The organism is Klebsiella sp. 141203, assembly GCF_032601985.1.
In the GTDB taxonomy this organism is placed as follows: Bacteria; Pseudomonadota; Gammaproteobacteria; order Enterobacterales; family Enterobacteriaceae; genus Klebsiella; species Klebsiella aerogenes.
The window spans coordinates 1,488,593-1,508,330 of record NZ_JAQIRL010000001.1; the positions used below are offsets into that span (position 1 = coordinate 1,488,593).

Sequence of the window (19,738 nt, forward strand, 5' to 3'; positions counted from 1 at the left end):
TATGACTGACAGAGTGATTTCTAATTCATCATTATCATCAGCACTGGCGGGGTTTTGCTCAATCAGATTTATCAGAGATCCCGCGACATCAGGCCGGAATTTTGTAGGTATTGCAGCAGGATCACCGCTTTGCCATCCTGGATTTCACCGCTGGCGACCATCTCCAGCGCCCGGACGAACGGCAGTTCCAGTACCTCAATATCTTCATCATCCACGCCGCCGCCCCGGTTAGCGCGCTGCGCTTCGCTGTATTCGGCAATAAAAAAATGAATCAGCTCGGTCACGCCGCCGGGCGACATATAAAGTTCGAAGACCTTGCGCGCCTCGCCGACCTGATAGCCGGTCTCCTCGATCGCCTCCTTGCGGATACATACCTCTGGCGCGTCGTTATCCAGCAGTCCGGCGCAGGTTTCAATCAGCATGCCATCCGGGTTGCCGTTAACCCAGGTGGCGACGCGGAACTGGCGCACCAGTACCACGCTTTGCTTGCTGGGGTTGTAAAGCAGAACCGTGGCACCGTTGCCGCGATCGTACACTTCGCGTTTGTGACGCACGACGCTGCCGTCGCGGCGCGTCAACTCATAGGTCATGTTGCGCAGCAGAAAATAGTTTTCGGAGAGAATTTTATCTTTAATGACGTGGATATTAAGTGACATGCAAACTCCGCAGCGTGAAATAACCCGGTCATACTACGCCGCGGAGCCTGCTTTGTCGTTAGTGCGTCAGTGCGGAAGCGACGCCCAGGTAGTCCATGATCCCCTGCGCGGCATGCCGCCCTTCCGCCATCGCCGTCACCACCAAATCCGCGCCGCGTACCGCGTCGCCGCCGGCGAAGACCTTCTGATTACTGGTTTGGTAACGATAGCGGCTCTCCACGCTCGCCTTGATCCTCCCGCGGCTATCCAGCTGTACCCCTGCGGCTTCCAGCCACGGCATCGAATGCGGGTGGAAACCAAACGCCATAATGACCGCTTCGGCAGGCATGACAAATTCGCTGCCGGGGATCGGCGACGGGCTGCGACGCCCCTGTGCGTCAGGTTCGCCAAGCTGGGTGCGCAGAAAACGCACGCCGCTGACCCGGCCGTCCTCGCCGAGCTCAAGGGTGATCGGCTGAACATTGAATTCAAAGCTCGCCCCCTCTTCCCGGGCATTTTTGACTTCTTTTTTCGACCCCGGCATATTGGCTTCATCACGACGATAGGCGCAGGTGACCTGTTGCGCGCCGTGGCGCAGCGCGGTACGCACGCAGTCCATCGCCGTATCGCCGCCCCCCAGCACGACAACCTTCAGCCCGGCGGTATCGATATAAGGCTCATCGGCCAGCGCTTCCAGCCCCATCACCTGTTTGGTGTTGGCAATAAGGAACGGCAGCGCCTCATACACGCCCGGCGCCTCCTCGTTGGGCAGATCGGCTTTCATCGAGCGATAGGTACCGGCGCCGACGAAAACCGCGTCATAATCTGCAAGCAGTTGAGCGAGTTTGATGTCTTTTCCCACCTCGCAGTTCAGTTCAAAGCGGATGCCCATCTGGCTGAAAATCTCGCGCCGACGCGCCAGCAATGATTTATCCAGTTTGAAAGGCGGAATGCCGAAAGTCAGCAGGCCGCCGATTTCCGGGTGGCGATCGAACACCACCGCCGCCACGCCGCTACGCGCCAGAAGGTCGGCGCAGGCCAGGCCCGCAGGCCCGGCGCCGATGATGGCAACCTTCTTGCCGCTGGCTTTTACCGCCGAAAGGTCTGGGCGCCAGCCGCCGGCCAGCGCCTGGTCGGAGATATAGCGTTCGATATTGCCGATCGTCACCGAGCCGCTCTCATCGCGCAGCGTGCAGGCCCCCTCGCACAGACGATCCTGCGGGCAGACGCGACCGGTGATTTCCGGCAGGCAGTTGGTTTGATGGGAAAGCTCAACGGCGCTGGCGATGTCGCCGGCTTTTACCCGCTCGATCCACTGCGGAATATGGTTATGCAGCGGACAGGTCCACTCGCAGATGCTGCGATCGCCGCATTTCAGACAGCGTTGCGTTTCCCGCTGCGCCTGGGCGGCGCTGAACGGCAAATAGATTTCGCCAAAGTGCTGTTTACGCGCGTCAGCCGCCAGTTTATCCGCCTCGCCGCGGGCGGGCGTGGCCGCCATCTGGCTGGCTTTATCGCCGGTAGTCGGCGCTAAGGCGGTCAAAGTCCGATGTTGCCAGGACGCCGCATCCGCACGCGCCGCCCGCAGCCGCCGCGCTTTCGCCATCTCGCTTAACGCGGAATCGTTCGCCAGCTGTAACGCCTGCGCCGGACAATTCTGCACGCAGGCTGGCCCGGCTTCGCGACCATGGCATAAGTCGCATTTGTGCGCCGTCGCTCTGCCGTTTGGCGTGACGACGATTTGCATCACGCCAAAGGGACAGGCCACCACGCAGGATTTACAGCCGATACATTTTTCTTCCTGCACCAATACGCTGTCTTCCTGCCGGCTAATGGCGCCGTTAGGACAGCTACGCGCGCAGGGCGCGCCTTCACAGTGACGACAGGTTACCGCGTTACGCTGTTTCTGGTTTTTAATCACGGTAATGCGCGGCAAAAAGCGCTGTGGGGTCAAGACATGTTGTTCGCCATTATGCGCCATCACGCAGGCCACTTCGCAGCCCCTGCATCCGATGCATTTGCGACTATCGCTCATAATAAAGTGGTTCATACATCCTTCCGGCTTATCGCTAATAACCCCTCATTTAGTATGACTGTTTATTACCTGACATCATGACCGTGGGACAATGGTCGTTTGCCCAGAAATCGGCTTTTCTCACCAGAATCCGGTTTAGATCAAAAATATTGACCTGAATGAAATTTTGTTTCATTTAGCTGAGCAATAATAAGCGGCTTTGGCGGAATGACAGAAAAGACGTGATAAGCGCATATAAATTCAGAGAGGAGCGACAGACGTTTCTTTACGCTCTCATAAAAGACACATGATAAATTACACTATCTCCTTAATTTCTCCACGATTGCCTGCGGGGTTATCTATAAAGTATCACAGGCTGCGAAATAACAAAAAATGTACACAATGAGGTCCTGATTCCGATGGCGAATTTCTTTATCGATCGCCCCATCTTTGCCTGGGTTTTGGCTATTTTATTAGTCCTGACCGGCACGCTGGCAATTTTGTCGCTCCCCGTAGAACAATATCCGGATTTGGCGCCGCCTAACGTCCGAGTGACGGCCAATTATCCCGGCGCTTCGGCGCAAACGCTGGAGAATACCGTCACCCAGGTTATCGAACAGAATATGACCGGCCTTGATAACCTCATGTACATGTCATCGCAGAGTAGCGCCACCGGTCAGGCAACGGTTACCCTGAGCTTTACCGCCGGTACCGACCCGGATGAAGCCGTACAGCAGGTACAAAACCAGCTGCAATCGGCGATGCGTAAACTGCCGCAGGCGGTACAGAATCAGGGGGTCACGGTGCGCAAAACCGGCGACACCAACATTCTCACTCTCGCGTTTGTCTCTACCGACGGCAGCATGGATAAGCAGGATATTGCCGACTACGTCGCCAGTAACGTGCAGGATCCTCTAAGCCGCGTCAACGGCGTCGGCGATATCGACGCCTATGGTTCGCAGTACTCAATGCGTATCTGGCTCGATCCGGCGAAACTCAACAGCTATCAGATGACGGCGAAAGATGTAACTGACGCCATCGAATCGCAGAACGCGCAGATTGCCGTCGGCCAGTTGGGCGGTACGCCGTCGGTTGATAAGCAGGCGCTGAACGCCACCATAAACTCGCAATCGCTGCTGCAAACGCCGCAGCAGTTCCGCGATATTACCCTGCGCGTTAATCAGGATGGTTCGGAAGTCACGCTGGGCGACGTCGCCAGCGTCGAAATGGGCGCAGAAAAATATGATTATCTGAGCCGCTATAATCGTCAGGCCGCTTCGGGGCTGGGAATTAAGCTCGCCTCCGGCGCCAACGAAATGGCCACCGCCGAGCGCGTTATCGCCCGTCTTGATGAACTGTCGCAATATTTTCCGCACGGGCTGCAGTATAAAGTCGCCTACGAGACCACCTCTTTTGTAAAAGCCTCGATTACCGATGTAGTGAAAACGCTGCTGGAGGCGATTCTGCTGGTGTTCCTGGTCATGTATTTGTTCTTGCAGAACTTCCGCGCGACTCTTATCCCGACCATCGCCGTGCCGGTAGTATTGATGGGCACCTTCGCGGTGCTCTACGCCTGCGGTTACAGTATTAACACCCTGACGATGTTCGCGACGGTGCTGGCTATCGGCCTGCTGGTCGATGATGCCATCGTCGTGGTTGAAAACGTCGAGCGCATTATGAGCGAAGAAGGTCTTTCGCCGCGTGAAGCGACGCGAAAATCGATGAAACAGATCCAGGGGGCGCTGGTCGGTATCGCTATGGTGCTATCGGCGGTATTCGTCCCCATGGCCTTCTTCGGCGGCACCACCGGCGCCATTTACCGCCAGTTCTCCATTACCATCGTTTCAGCAATGGTGCTGTCGGTGCTGGTAGCGATGATCCTCACCCCGGCGCTGTGCGCCACGTTGTTAAAACCGATTCATAAAGGCGAGGTGCATGGTCAAAAAGGGTTCTTCGGCTGGTTTAACCGCACCTTCAACCGCAGCGCCAGCCGCTATGAAACTTTCGTGGGCAAAATTCTCCACCGCTCGCTGCGCTGGATTTTGATTTATGTCCTGCTGCTCGGCGGCATGGTGCTGCTGTTCCTGCATCTGCCGACCTCATTCCTGCCGCTGGAAGACCGCGGTATGTTCACCACCTCGATACAGCTCCCGAGCGGTTCCACCCAACAGCAGACGCTGAAGGTGGTGCAGAAAGCGGAAGATTATTTCCTCAATAACGAGAAGAGTAACGTCGAGTCGGTATTTGCAACCGTCGGCTCCGGCCCCGGCGGCAACGGCCAGAACGTTGCTCGTATGTTTGTGCGCCTGAAAGACTGGGACCAACGCGACCCAACCACTGGCTCCTCATTCGCTATCATTGAGCGCGCGACCAAGGCTTTCAACAAAATTAAAGAAGCGCGCGTCTTTGCCAGTAGCCCGCCGGCCATCAGCGGTCTCGGCAGCTCCGCCGGCTTCGATATGGAGCTTGAAGACCACGCTGGTAACGGCCACGAGGCGTTGATGTCAGCGCGCGATAAGCTGCTGGAGCTGGCGGCGAACAACGACCAGCTCACCCGCGTGCGCCACAACGGCCTGGACGACAGCCCGCAGCTACAGGTTGATATCGACCAGCGTAAAGCCCAAGCGCTGGGAGTCTCCATTGATGATATTAACGATACGCTACAGACCGCCTGGGGTTCGAGCTACGTAAACGACTTTATGGATCGCGGACGCGTGAAGAAGGTCTACGTCCAGGCGGCGGCGAAATATCGCATGCTGCCGGACGATATCAATTTGTGGTATGTGCGTAACAACAGCGGCACCATGGTACCGTTCTCCGCCTTCGCCACCTCGCGTTGGGAAACAGGTTCGCCGCGCCTCGAACGTTACAATGGCTACTCAGCGGTCGAGATCGTCGGCGAAGCCGCGCCTGGCGTCAGCACCGGAACCGCCATGACCATTATGGAAGAGTTAGCCAACCAGCTCCCGAACGGTTTCGGCCTGGAATGGACAGCGATGTCCTATCAGGAGCGTTTGTCTGGCGCTCAGGCGCCTGCCCTGTATGCCATTTCTCTGCTGGTGGTCTTCCTGTGTCTGGCGGCGCTATATGAAAGCTGGTCGGTACCGTTCTCGGTGATGCTGGTGGTGCCGCTGGGGGTTATCGGCGCGCTGCTGGCGACCTGGATGCGCGGCCTGGAAAACGATGTCTACTTCCAGGTAGGTCTGTTGACGGTCATCGGCCTGTCGGCCAAGAACGCCATCCTGATTGTTGAGTTCGCCAACGAACTCAACCAGAAAGGTGAAGATCTGCTGACCGCCACGCTATCGGCCTGCCGCCAGCGTCTACGCCCGATACTGATGACCTCACTGGCGTTTATCTTTGGCGTGCTACCAATGGCCACCAGTACCGGCGCGGGCTCCGGCAGCCAGCACGCTGTTGGTACCGGCGTCATGGGCGGCATGATCTCCGCCACCGTGCTGGCCATCTTCTTTGTACCGCTGTTCTTCGTGTTGGTACGCCGCCGCTTCCCGCTGAAAGAGAGGACGGAATAAACCTGCAAATAACAGAAAAGGCGACTGTCACAGTCGCCTTTTTCATGGGTCAAACATTGTCTTCAGTACCGACAAAGCCAGATTTTATTTACGCAGCATATCTTCGATAAAATCTTTCCAGTTCCCCAGTTCATGTTCAATCATAATAGCCTCTCTTATTATTATGGCGATTTTAGATAATTTCCCCGCTCAGGAGAAGTTCGTCCGATCTATCGCTCTAATCGCTTTTCTTGTCGCCACAAGCCTTGAATACTCTGGCTTGCGGCTACCATAAGCCGGTTCATGTAAATTTAATGTGACATGGAGCAACATTACGCAACATTTTGTTAATATCAGAATTCCTGTAATTCATTATCTTAGTCTGCCGAGAAAAAGAACAAATTTTAATCAGACAAGGCTGAAAAGTTATATTTATCCAGCCGATTCACGTATTATTTAACAAAGCTTATATATTCGGAAAAAACTGAGAAACATATTCTTTTAACGTGAAGGTTTAATTATGTTGACCATGTACGGCATCAAAAACTGCGACACCATTAAAAAGGCCCGCCGCTGGCTGGAAGCCCATCAGATAGAGTATCGCTTCCACGATTATCGTGTTGACGGACTGGACCGCGAATTGCTGAATACCTTTATTGCCGAATTAGGCTGGGAAGCGCTGCTTAACACCCGCGGCACCACCTGGCGCAAACTCGATGAATCGGTCCGCACTGGGATCGATAATGCCGATGCGGCGGCGGCGTTGATGCTGGAAATGCCGGCAATTATCAAACGCCCATTGCTCTGCGCGCCCGGTCAGCCTATGCTGCTGGGCTTTAGCGAAGCAAACTACGAAAAATTTATTAACGAGGTGTAGTCTATGTCTTGCCCGGTCATTGAGCTGGCTCAGCAGCTTATTCGCCGCCCTTCCCTTAGCCCCAATGATGCGGGATGCCAGGCGTTAATGATTGAACGCCTGCGGGCGATCGGCTTTACCGTTGAAGCGATGGACTTCGGCGATACGCAAAATTTCTGGGCCTGGCGTGGACAGGGTGAAACGCTGGCCTTTGCCGGCCATACCGATGTGGTGCCGGCAGGCGACGCCGACCGCTGGATCAATCCGCCGTTTGAACCGACTATCCGCGATGGCATGCTGTTTGGCCGCGGCGCGGCGGATATGAAAGGGTCGCTGGCGGCGATGGTTGTCGCCGCCGAGCGCTTTGTCGCGCAGTACCCGAATCACAAAGGCCGTCTGGCGTTTCTCATCACCTCTGATGAAGAGGCCAGCGCCACCCACGGCACGGTTAAAGTGGTCGAAGCGCTGATGGCGCGTAACGAGCGTCTTGATTACTGCCTGGTCGGCGAACCCTCGAGTACCGAAGTGGTTGGCGATGTCGTGAAAAACGGCCGTCGCGGTTCACTCACCTGTAACCTGACGATTCACGGCGTCCAGGGCCACGTCGCTTATCCGCATCTCGCCGATAACCCGGTACACCGCGCGGCGCCGATGCTGGCGGAGCTGGTGGCTATCGAATGGGATAAAGGCAACGAATACTTCCCGCCAACCAGCATGCAAATCGCCAACGTGCAGTCCGGCACCGGCAGTAACAACGTCATCCCTGGCGATATGTTCGTTCAGTTCAACTTCCGTTTCAGCACCGAGCTGACCGACGAGATGATCAAGGCGCGCATCATCGCGCTGCTGGAAAAATATCAGCTGCGCTATACCGTCGAATGGTGGCTTTCCGGCCAGCCATTCCTGACCGGTCGCGGCAATCTTGTCGATGCGGTCGTGAACGCCATTGAGCACTATAATGAAGTAAAACCGCAGTTGCTAACCACCGGCGGTACCTCTGACGGACGCTTTATCGCCCGCATGGGCGCGCAGGTAGTTGAACTGGGCCCGGTGAATGCGACCATTCATAAAATTAATGAATGCGTCAACGCCGCCGACCTGCAGCTGCTGGCGCGGATGTATCAACGCATCATGGAACAACTGGTCGCCTGACGACAATAACGATTACCCCGCAGCGCCGCTGCGGGGTAAAAAGAGGACACAGCATGGAATGGCTTATCAACCACTGGTGGATTCTGGTGTTAGTATTTTTAGTCGGGGTAATGATCAACGTGATTAAAGATCTTAATCGCGTCGACCCGAAAAAGTATCTCGACAACAAACCGGATCTGCCGCCGCATCGCGACTTCAATAGCAAGTGGGATGACGACGACGACTGGCCGAACAAAGACCAGCCGAAGAAGTAAACCTGCGCTCCCCGTCATCGCGCAGGCTGGATGCATTCCCGGGTAGCGGCTGACGCCTTACCCGGGCTACGGCCCGTACCATTGCGAACTGAAACTGCCGGTGTTGGCGGCCTCAAAATTCCCCGGTGGCGCTGCCGCTTACCGGGGCTACAGCGCTGTGCGATTTGGTAGCCCGGAGAAGGCGCAACGCGCCGCGTCCGGGAAAAACCTTAAAAAAGTTGTAAACCGATAACAGTATCTACCTATACCAGCCGACGTTGTACCGCGGGGCCATTACAGCATTTCGATTATATCGTCATCTTTCGGCGTACCGCCGCTCAACGCTTCATCAAAATAGTGCTTCGGTACGGTATACCGCAGACGGTCGAGAGCAAACTGCATGCTGCGATCATCAATGACATGTCCGAGATCTTCAACGATATCCAGCGTAACATCTCCCCCCAGCTCCTGCAGCCGCTCCTGCGCGGAAACCGCCCACGCCAGATCGATCACCCGATCCTCGCCGCCGTGGATCAGATGCACGGTGGTTTGCGTAGTCGCCGTTTGCGGCAACGTCGCGTAACGGCCGTTAAAGGCAATCACCCGTGACGCCAGCCCTGGCTCGGCTTTAATACTCTCAAGCGACATAATCGCACCCTGCGAAAAACCGATCAGCGCCGTTGCCTGCGGGCCTAAACCGCTCTGTTTTTGCCAGTAGCGCACCGTTTCAATAAAGGTCGGCATAATGGCATCGATGCGTTGCTGACGATTCTCTTCCGTCACGCCTTGCACCGAAAACCACTGCCGCGCCGGCGCCGGACCGCAGGGTTCTGCGCCACCAATACTGACAATAAGCGCGTTGGGAAACAGCGGTGCAAACCAGCTACCTATTTGCCCCATCGAAACCGGATTATCGCCCACGCCATGAAACAGCAGCAGCAACTGTTGCGCAGGCGTCGCCGGGCTCTGAACAATAAAGTGATCGTGTTTCATGGTTGTCTCCTGATGTCTCAGATAAACAGGAATCTGGCTCCTGGTTGATGCAAGGCAGTTTACGCCGCGCAGGGAATATGACCATGCCATTTAACTGAATGAGTTAGTTAAAAAAATTGCAGCTTCCTGACCCACTCTTCCAGCTGTTGCGCGCGGGCAGGATCGAGTCCCGCCATGGCCGCCGCCGCCTCTTCCCGCAGTCGCGCCAGTAGCGCCTTTCGACCGGATAAACCAAGGTTTGCGCACAGCGTTGCCTCATCCTGCTGCGCTAATCGCGCACGAAGCGCCACTAACGGCAGCGGCGTCGCCTGTAAGAGCCGGTTCAGACTCCCGACCGCCGTCAACAGCGGACGATGCGCAAAGGCAAAACCGGCGACCTCCAGCCAGTCCTCCTCAGTAAGCATAGTTGTTTCATCCGCCGTCACCGGAGCGCGTTCATCACGCCACTGACTTAGCCAGCGCTCATCCCGCGCCAGCCGTTGATATTCACGCCAGGCCAGCTGCCGCCCCTCTTCGCTGAGCGGATAAAGCGCCATCGCCGTATAACAGCCGCTGCTCGCCTCGCGATGCGTTCCCATACGCACCAGCAGAAACCCGCAGCGCTGCCAGAAGCGCCATAGTTCAGGGGTAAAACCAAAGCTGACGGAGAGATAGTCACAGCCATGCGTCTGCTTGACGGCATGGGCGATTAAACGCAGCCCCTGTCCTTCGCGCTGGCGCGCTGGATGTACGGCAATACGGCTGACGCGTCTGCCGGTCAGCGTCGCCGCCAGCGGGCTACCGCCGTGCGCGGCCAATGACTGGGCGACAAGATTGCCGCGCGGGCGGCGATATCCGGCCCAGACGGCGCGGCTAAGCTCAGGTTCGAGACCGCCCTCTTCCACCAGCCACACCGCGCCAGCGACGCCATCCGCGCAGCGAGCCACGGTAAAATGCTGGCCTGGCGCATCCATCATCCTGCGCAAATCCAGCGGCGAAGTGCGGTAATGCGCGCCGGAAAGCAGTTGATAAGCCTCTGATGGGCGCGAGGGCTGTTCGCGCCAGGCACGCTGGCTTAACGTCTCTAGCTGCGGTTCCCCGTGCGGCGCCTGGAGAAACGCCTCATCGTTAAACAACAATAGCCGATCGATAACCGACTCCAGCGGGCAACCCGGCGCCCAGCGAATCGGCGACGACAGATGATACCGCCGTAGCGTTGGGAAACTGGCGCAGAACTTCAACAAGAAGCCACGACCGGTCCCCTCATAGCCCTGAACCGTCGTCGTTAACAGCGTATGGGGAAAACGCGCCGTCAGCTGGCGTAGCGTCGGCGCCGGGATAGCGGCGGCCTCATCGACCACCAGCCAGTCGGCTTTTGCGTCGCTTGCCAGCAGCGCATCAGGCGCCATAAAGCGCATCTTCTGTCCCGCAAAAGCGGCGATGACCTCTGTCGCGTCGCGCGTTGGCGCGGTGACGATGGCGGAGCCAGCTAGCTGATGAATCAACATTCCCGCCAGCGCAGATTTACCGCGCCCGCGCCCGGCGGTGACGGCGGCAATGTGTGGGGGCGACGACGTCAGCGAATTGAGAATAGCGGCCTGTTCGGCCTGCGGGTAACCATCGGCAGCATGCCAGTGCCTGCGCGGCACGGCCTCCGGCAACCGTAAGCCGTAGCCCTGTCGCCACAGGGCGACCTCAGGATCCGCGTTAAAGAGTTGAACACAACGGTGGGCAAAGTTAGGGGTGGCGATCGGTTCAGACGTATCGCTCCAGCGCAGCGAATCGCCATCCGCCTGCTCAGGCCAGCGGGCAAAATCCGGCGCCAGGAGCACTAACCAGCTGCCGGCGCGCAGCGTGCCGGCAAGCGCGGCAAAAGCCGCCACGTCAAAACCGTGGCGAGCGTCGAAAAAGGCATGCTGAAATTCGCGCCCGAGCAGCGTTTTCAGCGCGCCCGGCGCTACGCAGGGTTCCTGCTGCGGCAACGCGCCGACCCATAGACTATCGCCGTCCAGTCGCTCTCGCAGCTCAACGGCCTGCGCCAGACACCAATGTTCGTCGCCGCTGAGCACCAGCAGGCGACGAATACCCTCGCGCGCCATCTGCGCGGTCAGGTCAAGCAGCGTTTCCATCGGCAAACGTTAGCGAAGCGCGCTGCCGAAGGTATTACACTGCGCAGGGTCGCCGCTATCGAAACCGCGTTTGAACCACGTATAGCGCTGCTGGGAAGTCCCATGGGTGAAACTATCCGGCACCACGCGGCCCTGGCTCTGCTCCTGCAGACGATCGTCGCCGATGGCCTCAGCGGCATTGAGCGCCTCCTGCAGATCGCCGGTTTCCATCACATCCTGTTTCTGCATGTTATTGCCCCAGACGCCCGCAAAGCAGTCTGCCTGCAGCTCCATTTTCACCGACAGGCGGTTCACTTCGGTCTGCGAAGCCTGCTGCTGCATCTGACGGACCTTAGGTTCAATGCCGAGCAGCTTCTGCACATGGTGGCCGACTTCGTGCGCAATCACGTAGCCCTGCGCGAAGTCGCCGTCAGCGCCGAGTTTGTTTTTCATCTCGTCATAGAATGACAGGTCGATATAGACCGTGCTGTCCGCCGGGCAGTAGAACGGCCCCATCACCGATTGGCCGGTGCCGCAACCGGTACGGGTCGCGCCGCGATACATCACCAGCTTCGGCTGAACATATTGCCGCCCCATCTTTTCGAAAATAGGCCCCCAGGTGTCTTCGGTGGTGGCCAGAATAACGGAGGTGAACTTCGCCGCTTCGTCATCCTTCGGGCTGATGGAACGCTGGGTGGAGGTTTGCTGCTGCGGCATCGGTTCGCCGGTCAGCATGCCGGTTAAATCCACGCCATAATAACCCGCCACCAGAACGATAATCAGCAGGACGATGCCGCCTTTACCGCTTGGAATGCGAAAACCGCCACCGCCGCCGCCCAGCGGCGAACCTGAATCACTACGTCTGTCTTCCACATTGTCGCTTTCACGACGCCCTTGCCAGCGCATAAGCACCTCTATTCCATCATGTTACGAATATGAGAGATCGTAGGCGGTTCAGCGGAGGATTACCACAGGAAACAACGAATAAGAGCGCCAGAAGAATGATTTCTTCCGGCGCGGAGGGGATTAGTCGAGCTTGACGCCCAGACGGTGGGCCACTTCTTCGTAAGCTTCGATCAGGCCGCCGAGGCTCTGGCGGAAGCGATCTTTGTCCATTTTATCGAGGGTGTTTTTATCCCACAGACGGCTACCGTCCGGAGAGAATTCATCGCCAAGCACCACTTCACCTTTGAACAGACCAAACTCCAGCTTGAAGTCGACCAGAATCAGACCGGCATCATCAAACAGCTTGCTGAGTACGTCGTTCGCTTTGTAGCTGAGCTCCTTCATGCGCGCCAGGTTTTCTTTATTCACCCAGCCGAACGTCTCACAGTAGGATTCGTTGACCATCGGGTCGTGCATGGCGTCGTTTTTCAGGAACAAATCGAACAACGGCGGAGTCAGTTCGATACCTTCTTCAATACCCAGGCGTTTCACCAGCGAACCCGCAGCGCGGTTACGAATCACGCATTCAACCGGCACCATATCCAGCTTTTTCACCAGGCATTCAGTATCGGAAAGCAGCGCTTCCATTTGGGTCGGGATACCGGCTTCTTCCAGCTTGCTCATAATGAAATGGTTGAATTTGTTATTCACCATGCCTTTACGATCGAACTGCTCGATGCGGGCGCCATCCCCTGCTGACGTATCGTTACGGAATTCAAGTACCAGCAGATCCGGGTTTTCGGTGCTGTATACCGTTTTCGCTTTGCCACGATACAACTCAGCTTGCTTTTTCATCTTTCACCACTCCAGTGATATTAAGCCAAAAAATTACCTTTCCGCCCGTAGGCAAAATCAGGCAAATTACCGGACTTTGCGGCTACGCACACGTTTGCGTCACTATACATTAAAAAGGGCCGGATTGCTCCAGCCCTTTTTATTACTTGTTAAATGCGGCCTGGAATACGGCTACCAGGGCGTCATTTTGCGACTGCGTCAGGGTGTGGCCTTTCGGGTCGATGAACTGCAGACTACTGCGGTTATCGAGATCGCCGACCTGCAGTTTATAGTCGCCAGAGACCAACTGCGGATCGGTTGCGCCCAGTTCCTGCCAGCTGCTGTCAGACAGCGGCTTGTAAGTTACCGCCATGCTGCCCTGGGAGCGAGTGCTGTCGGTCACCTTCATGCCCACTTTTTCAAGCGTGGCCGGCAGTTTCTGCCATACCATGTTGAATGGCGCGCGCACCACCAGCATCGGCAAGCCGGTGTCATCCGCCGCGCTCTGCACGTCAAAGGTCGCGCCAGCGCTTCTCTGCGCCGCATTCTGCGCATTGGTGGCGTTGGAATCAAGACCGGAGGAGATAACGTTCAGCATCGAGGTGCTGTAGCGCTGCAGAGAAGCCGGGTCAGACACGGGCTTGCCCGCCTGCTCCAGGTTCACGAGCTTCACCACCACCGCCTGCTGATAGCCCTGCGGCTTAACGGAGATTTGATAACGGCCACGGTACTGCTGGTCTTCATCAAGGCGGTTCCACTCTACCCAATCGGTATTCAGCGTCTGGCCTGCATCGTCACGCTTGGTGATGGTGTAGTTTTTCGCCTGTACGATGCTGACAACCTGCGCCCATAAAGAACCGCTACGGCTATTTTCAACCATCAGGGTGGAAGTGTCGCCGTTAAACTGGGTACGCGCGCCGCTGACCAGGGCTAACGCCTGAGCCGGAGGACGAATGTCCAGCGCTTTACCTACCGCACCGGTGCTGGCGGCAACCGGAATGTTGTAGTCGCCAGTCTGCAGCGGCAGGATCATCCCCGCCGGGGCGTGAAGTTCACTGAGCGGCGCGGCATCTAAATAAGCCTCGTCGCCGCTAACCTGACGCTTATAGCGCGAGTCAGAACTACAGGCCGCGAGGAGTAAAACCAGCGAAACACCCGCAACCTTCGCCAGGCGCGACTTCTGTACTGAGTAAGCCATCAAATCTCCCTAAACTCTACAGCAAACCGGCATGCTTCAGCGCTGCGGTAACCGCTTTCGTACCCGCTTCGGTAATCGGCGTCATCGGCAGGCGCAGCGTGTCGGTCGCTACAAGTCCCAACGCCTTACAAGCCCATTTGACTGGGATCGGGTTGGGTTCGACAAATAATTTTGTATGCAGCGGCATCAGACGCTGGTTAATCGCGCGAGCTTCCGCGAATTGACCCGCCATCGCCAGTCGGCACATGTCCGCCATTTCACGGGCGGCGACGTTCGCCGTGACGGAAATGACGCCGACGCCGCCGAGCTGGATAAAGTCCATGCCGGTCGCGTCATCGCCGCTCAGCAGAATAAAGTCGTCTGAAACCAGCTCTTTGATCTGGTGAACGCGACTTAAGTTCCCTGTTGCTTCCTTAATACCGACAATATTTTTAATTTCCGCCAGGCGACCAACGGTTTCCGGCAGCATATCGCAACCGGTACGGGACGGCACATTATACAGAATTTGCGGCAGGTCAGTATGCTCAGCGATAGCTTTAAAGTGTTGGAACAGGCCTTCCTGAGTCGGACGGTTATAATAAGGAGTGACCGTCAGGCAGCCGACAACGCCGCTATCGTTGAAACGTTTGGTCAGGCTAATCGCCTCTGCGGTTGCATTTGCACCGGTACCAGCAATGACCGGGATGCGGCCATCGGCCAGTTCAAGGGTCATCATCACGACGTCGCCATGCTCTTCATGGCTTAACGTTGCGGATTCGCCGGTAGTCCCTACCGAAACAATCGCCGAGGTTCCGTTGGCGACATGGTAATCAATCAGTTTTTTCAGGCTTGACCGGCAGACATTACCGTTATCATCCATCGGCGTGACAAGCGCTACAATACTTCCCGTGAACATGGGCCATCCTCAGAGCAGAAGTGGGACAAGATTCTCAATGTTACGTTTGGTGCCGCAATAAAAGCAAGAGACCCAACGCCATCTGGGATGTTGTACGCCGGTTTTTTTTATGCTTTCCTAATGTTACCTCACCTTTTTAAAGGAAGAACAGGTTTGACAGCCTCATTACAACACTATCTGGTGATTACCGCTCTGGGCGCAGACCGCCCCGGCATCGTAAACACAATCACTCGCCACGTCAGCAGCTGCGGCTGCAACATTGAAGACAGCCGGTTGGCCATGCTCGGCGACGAGTTCACGTTTATAATGCTGCTTTCCGGCTCGTGGAACGCGATTAACCTGATCGAATCAACGCTGCCGTTAAAAGGAGCCGAGCTGGATTTGCTGATCGTAATGAAGCGCACCTCCGCCCGGCCGCCGCAGGCGATGCCAAATACGGTTTGGATCCAGGTAGAGGTGCCGGACTCGCCGCATATCATTGAGCGCTTTACCGCGCTGTGCGACACGTGGAATATGAATATCGCCGAACTGGTCTCCCGTACTCAACCGGGCGAAGATAAAGACGCCGCTCAGCTATTTATTCAAATCACCGCACACAGTCCTGCCTCGCAAAACACGACAAATATCGAGCAAGCGTTCAAAGCCCTATGTACAGAACTGAGCGCACAAGGCAGTATTAACATCGTTAATTATTCACAGCATGATGAACAGGATGGAGTTTAACCAATGACCCCACTGAAAGCCGGTGATATCGCACCGAAATTTAGCTTACCGGACCAGGACGGCGAGGAAGTAAATTTAACCGACTTCCAGGGACAGCGTGTTCTGGTTTATTTTTACCCGAAAGCCATGACCCCGGGCTGCACCGTACAAGCGTGCGGTTTACGCGATAACATGGACGACCTGAAAAAAGCGGGCGTCGAAGTTCTGGGTATCAGCACTGATAAACCAGAAAAGCTGTCCCGTTTTGCCGAAAAAGAGCTGCTGAACTTTACGCTGCTGTCTGATGAAGATCATCAGGTCTGCGAACAGTTCGGCGTCTGGGGCGAAAAATCATTTATGGGGAAAACCTACGACGGTATTCACCGTATTAGCTTCCTCATTGATGCTGACGGCAAGATTGAACATGTGTTTGATAACTTCAAAACCAGCAATCACCACGATGTCGTGCTGAACTGGCTGAAAGAAAACGCATAACGTCTAAATGAAAAACGCCGGGGGATAATAAATCGCCCGGCGTTTTTTTGCGTCAATCAGCGTGTCACTCGTCTTCAATAACCATTCCGTCAGGCCAGGCGTGAACCACCGCTTTGATTAACGTCGCCAGCGGAATCGCGAAGAATACCCCCCAGAAACCCCACAGCCCGCCGAAAATCACTACCGACAGAATAATCACCAGCGGATGTAAATTCACCGCCTCCGAGAACAGCACCGGCACCAGCAGGTTGCCATCCAGCCCCTGAATAATCAGGTATACGGCAAACAGGCTCCAGAACTCAGTGCCCGCGCCGAACTGGAACAACGCCACGCCGATCACCGGAATGGTGACCACAAAAGCGCCGATATACGGGATTAACACCGAGAATCCTACCAGTACGGCCAGCAGCAGCGAGTAGTTGAGACCAAAGAGAATGAAGCCTATCCAGGTGGCGACGCCGACGACAATCATCTCCAGCACCTTGCCGCGGATATAGTTGGTAATCTGCTGGTTCATCTCCTTCCACACCTGCCCCGCCAGGCCGCGATTACGCGGCAATACGCGGCGTACGGCATTCAGCATCTGCTGTTTGTCTTTCAGCAGGAAGAAGACCATCAGCGGAACCAGGACCAGATAAACCGCCAGCGTCAGCAGGCCCACCAGCGAGGCGAGCGAATACTTCACCACCGAATCCCCCACGGTCAACATGCGAGTGCGCACATTTTCCGCCATCGCATCGATGATGCCGGCATCCACCAATGCCGGATAACGCCGCGGCAGCGTGGCGGCGAAATCGGAAAGCTTATTCAGCATGCCTGGCATATCGCGGATGAGATAAATACCCTGTTGCCAGGCCACCGGCATCACCACAAAGGCCATCAACAGCAAGATACCGACAAAAAGCACCAGCACCAACGACGTGGCCCAGGTTCGCGACAAACCGATACGCTCCAGGCGAACGGTCGGCCATTCCAGCAGATAGGCCAGCACGATGGCGACCAGCAGCGGCGCCAGCAGCCCGCTGAAAAAGAACATAATGCCGAAGCCGGCCAGCAGAATAACCAGCAGCGCTATCGCTTCCGGATCGCTGAAACGACGACGATACCACTGCATTAACATCTCAAGCATAAACCCTTCCCTGAAGCGCAAATCGCCACAATCCGGGGAATTGTATCTAAGTGTCACAAAAAAGACTTCGCTTTTTATTGGCTATGACACAAACCTGCACAACTGTGCGAATATCATATTTTCAACGCCATCAACCACAGCTAAACTCGCAGAATCTGCGGCACGGGAACATTGGGCCGCGCAACCGGTCAAACTGGCACACCCACATTACAGGACAGAGGTTATGTTCAGGCAGTTAAAGAAAACGCTGGTGGCCGCCGCCGTCGCGTCGTTGACGCTGGGGACGATATTACCTGCCGCCGCTGACTCGGCGGATACGCTGCCGGATATGGGCACCTCGGCAGGAAGCACGCTTTCCATCGGGCAGGAAATGCAGATGGGCGATTACTACGTGCGCCAGCTGCGCGGTAGCGCGCCGCTGATAAACGACCCGCTACTGGTGCAATACATTAACGGGCTGGGCATGCGCCTGGTCGCCCACGCTAACTCAGTGCGTACGCCGTTCCACTTTTATCTGATTAATAACGATCAGATTAACGCCTTTGCTTTCTTCGGCGGCAACGTAGTGCTGCACTCGGCGCTGTTCCGCTACGCGGATAACGAAAGCCAGCTTGCCTCGGTAATGGCGCACGAAATCTCCCACGTCACCCAGCGCCATCTGGCGCGCGCGATGGAAGATCAAAAACGTAGCGCGCCGCTAACCTGGGTCGGCGCGCTGGGCTCTATTCTGCTGGCGATGGCCAGCCCGCAGGCGGGGATGGCGGCATTAACCGGCACCCTGGCCGGCACCCAGCAGGGAATGATTAGTTTCACCCGTCAGAATGAAGAAGAAGCCGACCGCATCGGTATTCAGGTACTGCAGCGCTCCGGGTTCGATCCGCAGGCGATGCCGGCTTTTATGGGTAAATTACTCGACGAATCCCGCTATTCCAGCCGCCCGCCGGAAATGCTGCTCACTCACCCACTGCCGGAAAGCCGTCTGGCCGATGCCCGTAACCGCGCCAATCAGATGCGCCCGGTAGTAGTCCAGTCGTCGGCGGATTTCTATCTCGCTAAGGCCCGTACCCTCGGTATGTACAACTCCGGGGAAAATAAGCTCGGCAGCGATCTGCTTGACGCCTGGTCAAAAGGGAATATCCGCGAACAGCACGCCGCGCAGTATGGCCGCGCGCTACTGGCCATGGAGAGCAATAACTACGATCAGGCGCGCAAAGCGCTCCAGCCGCTGCTCGGCGCCGACCCGCAAAATCCCTGGTATCTGGATCTCGCCACCGATATCGATCTTGGGCAGAAAAAGACTACCGACGCGATTAACCGTCTGAAAAACGCCAAAGAGATCCGCACCGATCCGGTCCTGCAGCTGAACCTGGCCAATGCCTATCTGCAGGGCGGACAGCCGGCGGAAGCCGCGACCATTCTCAACCGCTACACCTTTAATAACAAGGATGACGGCAACGGTTGGGACCTGTTGGCGCAGGCGGAAGGCGCATTGGGTCATCGCGACCAGGAGCTGGCGGCGCGGGCCGAAGGCATGGCGCTGGCCGGTAGACTTGACCAGGCCATCTCGCTGCTGAGCAGCGCCAGTTCGCAAGTGAAATTGGGCAGTTTGCAGCAGGCGCGCTACGACGCTCGCATCGACCAGCTGCGCCAGCTGCAGGAAAGATTCCGCCCCTATCAGAAAATGTAAGGAGACCACATGTCTGACGCGGTAAAAATTTACCACAACCCTCGCTGCTCGAAGAGCCGTGACACGCTCAGCCTGCTGAAAGCCAACGGCATCGACCCTGAAGTGGTGTTGTATCTGGAGACGCCGCCGGATGCCGCGACGCTGCGCCAGCTGTTGAAAATGCTGAATATGAGCAGCGCCCGCGAACTGATGCGCCAGAAAGAAGATCTGTATAAGTCGCTCAATCTCGCCGACCCACAGCTCAGCGAAGAGGCGTTGATTAAGGCTATGGTCGAGAACCCGAAACTCATCGAACGGCCCATCGTGGTCAGCCACGGTCAGGCGCGTATCGGCCGCCCGCCGGAACAGGTGCTGGAAATCGTCAGCTAACCCCCTACGCGCCGCCGGTGTTGCCCGCGGCGCGATTTTTTTCGTGGCCGCTTCCAGAAAAA

Annotated in this window: 17 protein-coding genes and 1 pseudogene; 8 read left to right on the forward strand and 10 right to left on the reverse strand. The window is 56.6% G+C overall.

The genetic code is table 11. The features are described 5' to 3' along the window. Window positions 1-58: 58 nt before the first annotated feature. Window positions 59-656: pseudogene (nudK, locus tag PGR29_RS07135) on the reverse strand (GDP-mannose pyrophosphatase NudK). A 58-nt stretch (window positions 657-714) separates the two neighbouring features. Next, window positions 715-2,685 carry a formate-dependent uric acid utilization protein AegA gene (gene aegA / locus PGR29_RS07140; protein WP_316424302.1) on the reverse strand — a complete coding sequence of 657 codons (1,971 nt, stop codon included), beginning with the start codon at window positions 2,683-2,685 and terminating at the stop codon, window positions 715-717. 383 nt (window positions 2,686-3,068) lie between these two features. Between aegA and acrD the strand changes: the two genes are divergently transcribed. Beyond that, a complete protein-coding gene (acrD, locus tag PGR29_RS07145) occupies window positions 3,069-6,182 on the forward strand; it encodes a multidrug efflux RND transporter permease AcrD (protein ID WP_316424304.1) in 3,114 nt (1,037 codons plus the stop codon). An 84-nt stretch (window positions 6,183-6,266) separates the two neighbouring features. Here the strand turns inward: acrD and ypfM are convergent, their stop codons facing one another. Further along, window positions 6,267-6,326 (reverse strand): protein YpfM, encoded by a 60-nt coding sequence (gene ypfM / locus PGR29_RS07150; protein WP_087867655.1) that lies wholly within the window; start codon window positions 6,324-6,326, stop codon window positions 6,267-6,269. 355 nt (window positions 6,327-6,681) lie between these two features. Between ypfM and PGR29_RS07155 the strand changes: the two genes are divergently transcribed. Genes PGR29_RS07155 through PGR29_RS07165 form a run of 3 tightly spaced genes read left to right on the forward strand, consistent with a single transcriptional unit; the run spans window position 6,682 to window position 8,423 of the window. Next, the gene (locus PGR29_RS07155) at window positions 6,682-7,038 is read left to right on the forward strand and encodes an ArsC family reductase (RefSeq protein ID WP_316424305.1); all 357 of its coding nucleotides are present in this window, start codon (window positions 6,682-6,684) and stop codon (window positions 7,036-7,038) included. A gap of 3 nt (window positions 7,039-7,041) precedes the next feature. Beyond that, window positions 7,042-8,169, forward strand: a complete 1,128-nt coding sequence (gene dapE / locus PGR29_RS07160) for a succinyl-diaminopimelate desuccinylase (protein ID WP_113374476.1) — start codon at window positions 7,042-7,044, stop codon at window positions 8,167-8,169. Between the two features lie 53 nt (window positions 8,170-8,222). Beyond that, window positions 8,223-8,423: a YpfN family protein gene (locus PGR29_RS07165; RefSeq protein ID WP_015365470.1), complete on the forward strand. Its 201-nt coding sequence runs from the start codon at window positions 8,223-8,225 to the stop codon at window positions 8,421-8,423. A gap of 273 nt (window positions 8,424-8,696) precedes the next feature. Here the strand turns inward: PGR29_RS07165 and ypfH are convergent, their stop codons facing one another. The 6 genes from ypfH to dapA form a co-directional block, all read right to left on the reverse strand. Continuing rightward, the gene (ypfH, locus tag PGR29_RS07170; protein ID WP_316424306.1) at window positions 8,697-9,395 is read right to left on the reverse strand and encodes an esterase; all 699 of its coding nucleotides are present in this window, start codon (window positions 9,393-9,395) and stop codon (window positions 8,697-8,699) included. Between the two features lie 107 nt (window positions 9,396-9,502). Further along, window positions 9,503-11,503: a tRNA(Met) cytidine acetyltransferase TmcA gene (locus PGR29_RS07175; RefSeq protein ID WP_316424307.1), complete on the reverse strand. Its 2,001-nt coding sequence runs from the start codon at window positions 11,501-11,503 to the stop codon at window positions 9,503-9,505. Between the two features lie 9 nt (window positions 11,504-11,512). Then, window positions 11,513-12,388, reverse strand: a complete 876-nt coding sequence (ypfJ, locus tag PGR29_RS07180; RefSeq protein ID WP_045392648.1) for a KPN_02809 family neutral zinc metallopeptidase — start codon at window positions 12,386-12,388, stop codon at window positions 11,513-11,515. A 120-nt stretch (window positions 12,389-12,508) separates the two neighbouring features. Next, window positions 12,509-13,222 carry a phosphoribosylaminoimidazolesuccinocarboxamide synthase gene (gene purC, locus PGR29_RS07185; RefSeq protein WP_015703148.1) on the reverse strand — a complete coding sequence of 238 codons (714 nt, stop codon included), beginning with the start codon at window positions 13,220-13,222 and terminating at the stop codon, window positions 12,509-12,511. Between the two features lie 142 nt (window positions 13,223-13,364). Next, a complete protein-coding gene (bamC, locus tag PGR29_RS07190; RefSeq protein WP_316424308.1) occupies window positions 13,365-14,399 on the reverse strand; it encodes an outer membrane protein assembly factor BamC in 1,035 nt (344 codons plus the stop codon). A 16-nt stretch (window positions 14,400-14,415) separates the two neighbouring features. Further along, window positions 14,416-15,294 carry a 4-hydroxy-tetrahydrodipicolinate synthase gene (dapA, locus tag PGR29_RS07195; protein WP_015365464.1) on the reverse strand — a complete coding sequence of 293 codons (879 nt, stop codon included), beginning with the start codon at window positions 15,292-15,294 and terminating at the stop codon, window positions 14,416-14,418. 153 nt (window positions 15,295-15,447) lie between these two features. On the opposite strand from dapA, the gene PGR29_RS07200 reads away from it, so the two are divergent. Together PGR29_RS07200 and bcp are read left to right on the forward strand one after the other, a co-directional pair. After that, the gene (locus PGR29_RS07200) at window positions 15,448-16,017 is read left to right on the forward strand and encodes a glycine cleavage system transcriptional repressor (RefSeq protein WP_015365463.1); all 570 of its coding nucleotides are present in this window, start codon (window positions 15,448-15,450) and stop codon (window positions 16,015-16,017) included. Between the two features lie 3 nt (window positions 16,018-16,020). Next, the gene (gene bcp, locus PGR29_RS07205; protein ID WP_015365462.1) at window positions 16,021-16,491 is read left to right on the forward strand and encodes a thioredoxin-dependent thiol peroxidase; all 471 of its coding nucleotides are present in this window, start codon (window positions 16,021-16,023) and stop codon (window positions 16,489-16,491) included. A 64-nt stretch (window positions 16,492-16,555) separates the two neighbouring features. Here the strand turns inward: bcp and PGR29_RS07210 are convergent, their stop codons facing one another. Then, entirely contained in the window at window positions 16,556-17,620 is a 1,065-nt protein-coding gene (locus tag PGR29_RS07210; protein ID WP_087858424.1) for an AI-2E family transporter, read from the reverse strand. Window positions 17,621-17,843: 223 nt separating this feature from the next. Here PGR29_RS07210 and bepA point away from each other — a divergent pair, with 223 nt between their 5' ends. Continuing rightward, entirely contained in the window at window positions 17,844-19,307 is a 1,464-nt protein-coding gene (gene bepA / locus PGR29_RS07215; RefSeq protein ID WP_015703149.1) for a beta-barrel assembly-enhancing protease, read from the forward strand. 9 nt (window positions 19,308-19,316) lie between these two features. Next, a complete protein-coding gene (gene arsC, locus PGR29_RS07220; RefSeq protein WP_047043470.1) occupies window positions 19,317-19,676 on the forward strand; it encodes an arsenate reductase (glutaredoxin) in 360 nt (119 codons plus the stop codon). Window positions 19,677-19,738: the final 62 nt, after the last annotated feature.

What these genes read in the sequence shown, in the direction of transcription:
- bcp (WP_015365462.1), top strand. Translation starts at nt 16,021, where the DNA reads ATGACCCCACTGAAAGCCGGTGATATCGCACCGAAATTTAGCTTACCG.
- bepA (WP_015703149.1), top strand. Translation starts at nt 17,844, where the DNA reads ATGTTCAGGCAGTTAAAGAAAACGCTGGTGGCCGCCGCCGTCGCGTCG.
- arsC (WP_047043470.1), top strand. Translation starts at nt 19,317, where the DNA reads ATGTCTGACGCGGTAAAAATTTACCACAACCCTCGCTGCTCGAAGAGC.
- dapE (WP_113374476.1), top strand. Translation starts at nt 7,042, where the DNA reads ATGTCTTGCCCGGTCATTGAGCTGGCTCAGCAGCTTATTCGCCGCCCT.
- aegA (WP_316424302.1), bottom strand. Translation starts at nt 2,685, where the DNA reads ATGAACCACTTTATTATGAGCGATAGTCGCAAATGCATCGGATGCAGG.
- dapA (WP_015365464.1), bottom strand. Translation starts at nt 15,294, where the DNA reads ATGTTCACGGGAAGTATTGTAGCGCTTGTCACGCCGATGGATGATAAC.
- PGR29_RS07165 (WP_015365470.1), top strand. Translation starts at nt 8,223, where the DNA reads ATGGAATGGCTTATCAACCACTGGTGGATTCTGGTGTTAGTATTTTTA.
- ypfH (WP_316424306.1), bottom strand. Translation starts at nt 9,395, where the DNA reads ATGAAACACGATCACTTTATTGTTCAGAGCCCGGCGACGCCTGCGCAA.
- PGR29_RS07155 (WP_316424305.1), top strand. Translation starts at nt 6,682, where the DNA reads ATGTTGACCATGTACGGCATCAAAAACTGCGACACCATTAAAAAGGCC.
- purC (WP_015703148.1), bottom strand. Translation starts at nt 13,222, where the DNA reads ATGAAAAAGCAAGCTGAGTTGTATCGTGGCAAAGCGAAAACGGTATAC.
- ypfJ (WP_045392648.1), bottom strand. Translation starts at nt 12,388, where the DNA reads ATGCGCTGGCAAGGGCGTCGTGAAAGCGACAATGTGGAAGACAGACGT.
- acrD (WP_316424304.1), top strand. Translation starts at nt 3,069, where the DNA reads ATGGCGAATTTCTTTATCGATCGCCCCATCTTTGCCTGGGTTTTGGCT.
- bamC (WP_316424308.1), bottom strand. Translation starts at nt 14,399, where the DNA reads ATGGCTTACTCAGTACAGAAGTCGCGCCTGGCGAAGGTTGCGGGTGTT.
- PGR29_RS07175 (WP_316424307.1), bottom strand. Translation starts at nt 11,503, where the DNA reads ATGGAAACGCTGCTTGACCTGACCGCGCAGATGGCGCGCGAGGGTATT.
- PGR29_RS07210 (WP_087858424.1), bottom strand. Translation starts at nt 17,620, where the DNA reads ATGCTTGAGATGTTAATGCAGTGGTATCGTCGTCGTTTCAGCGATCCG.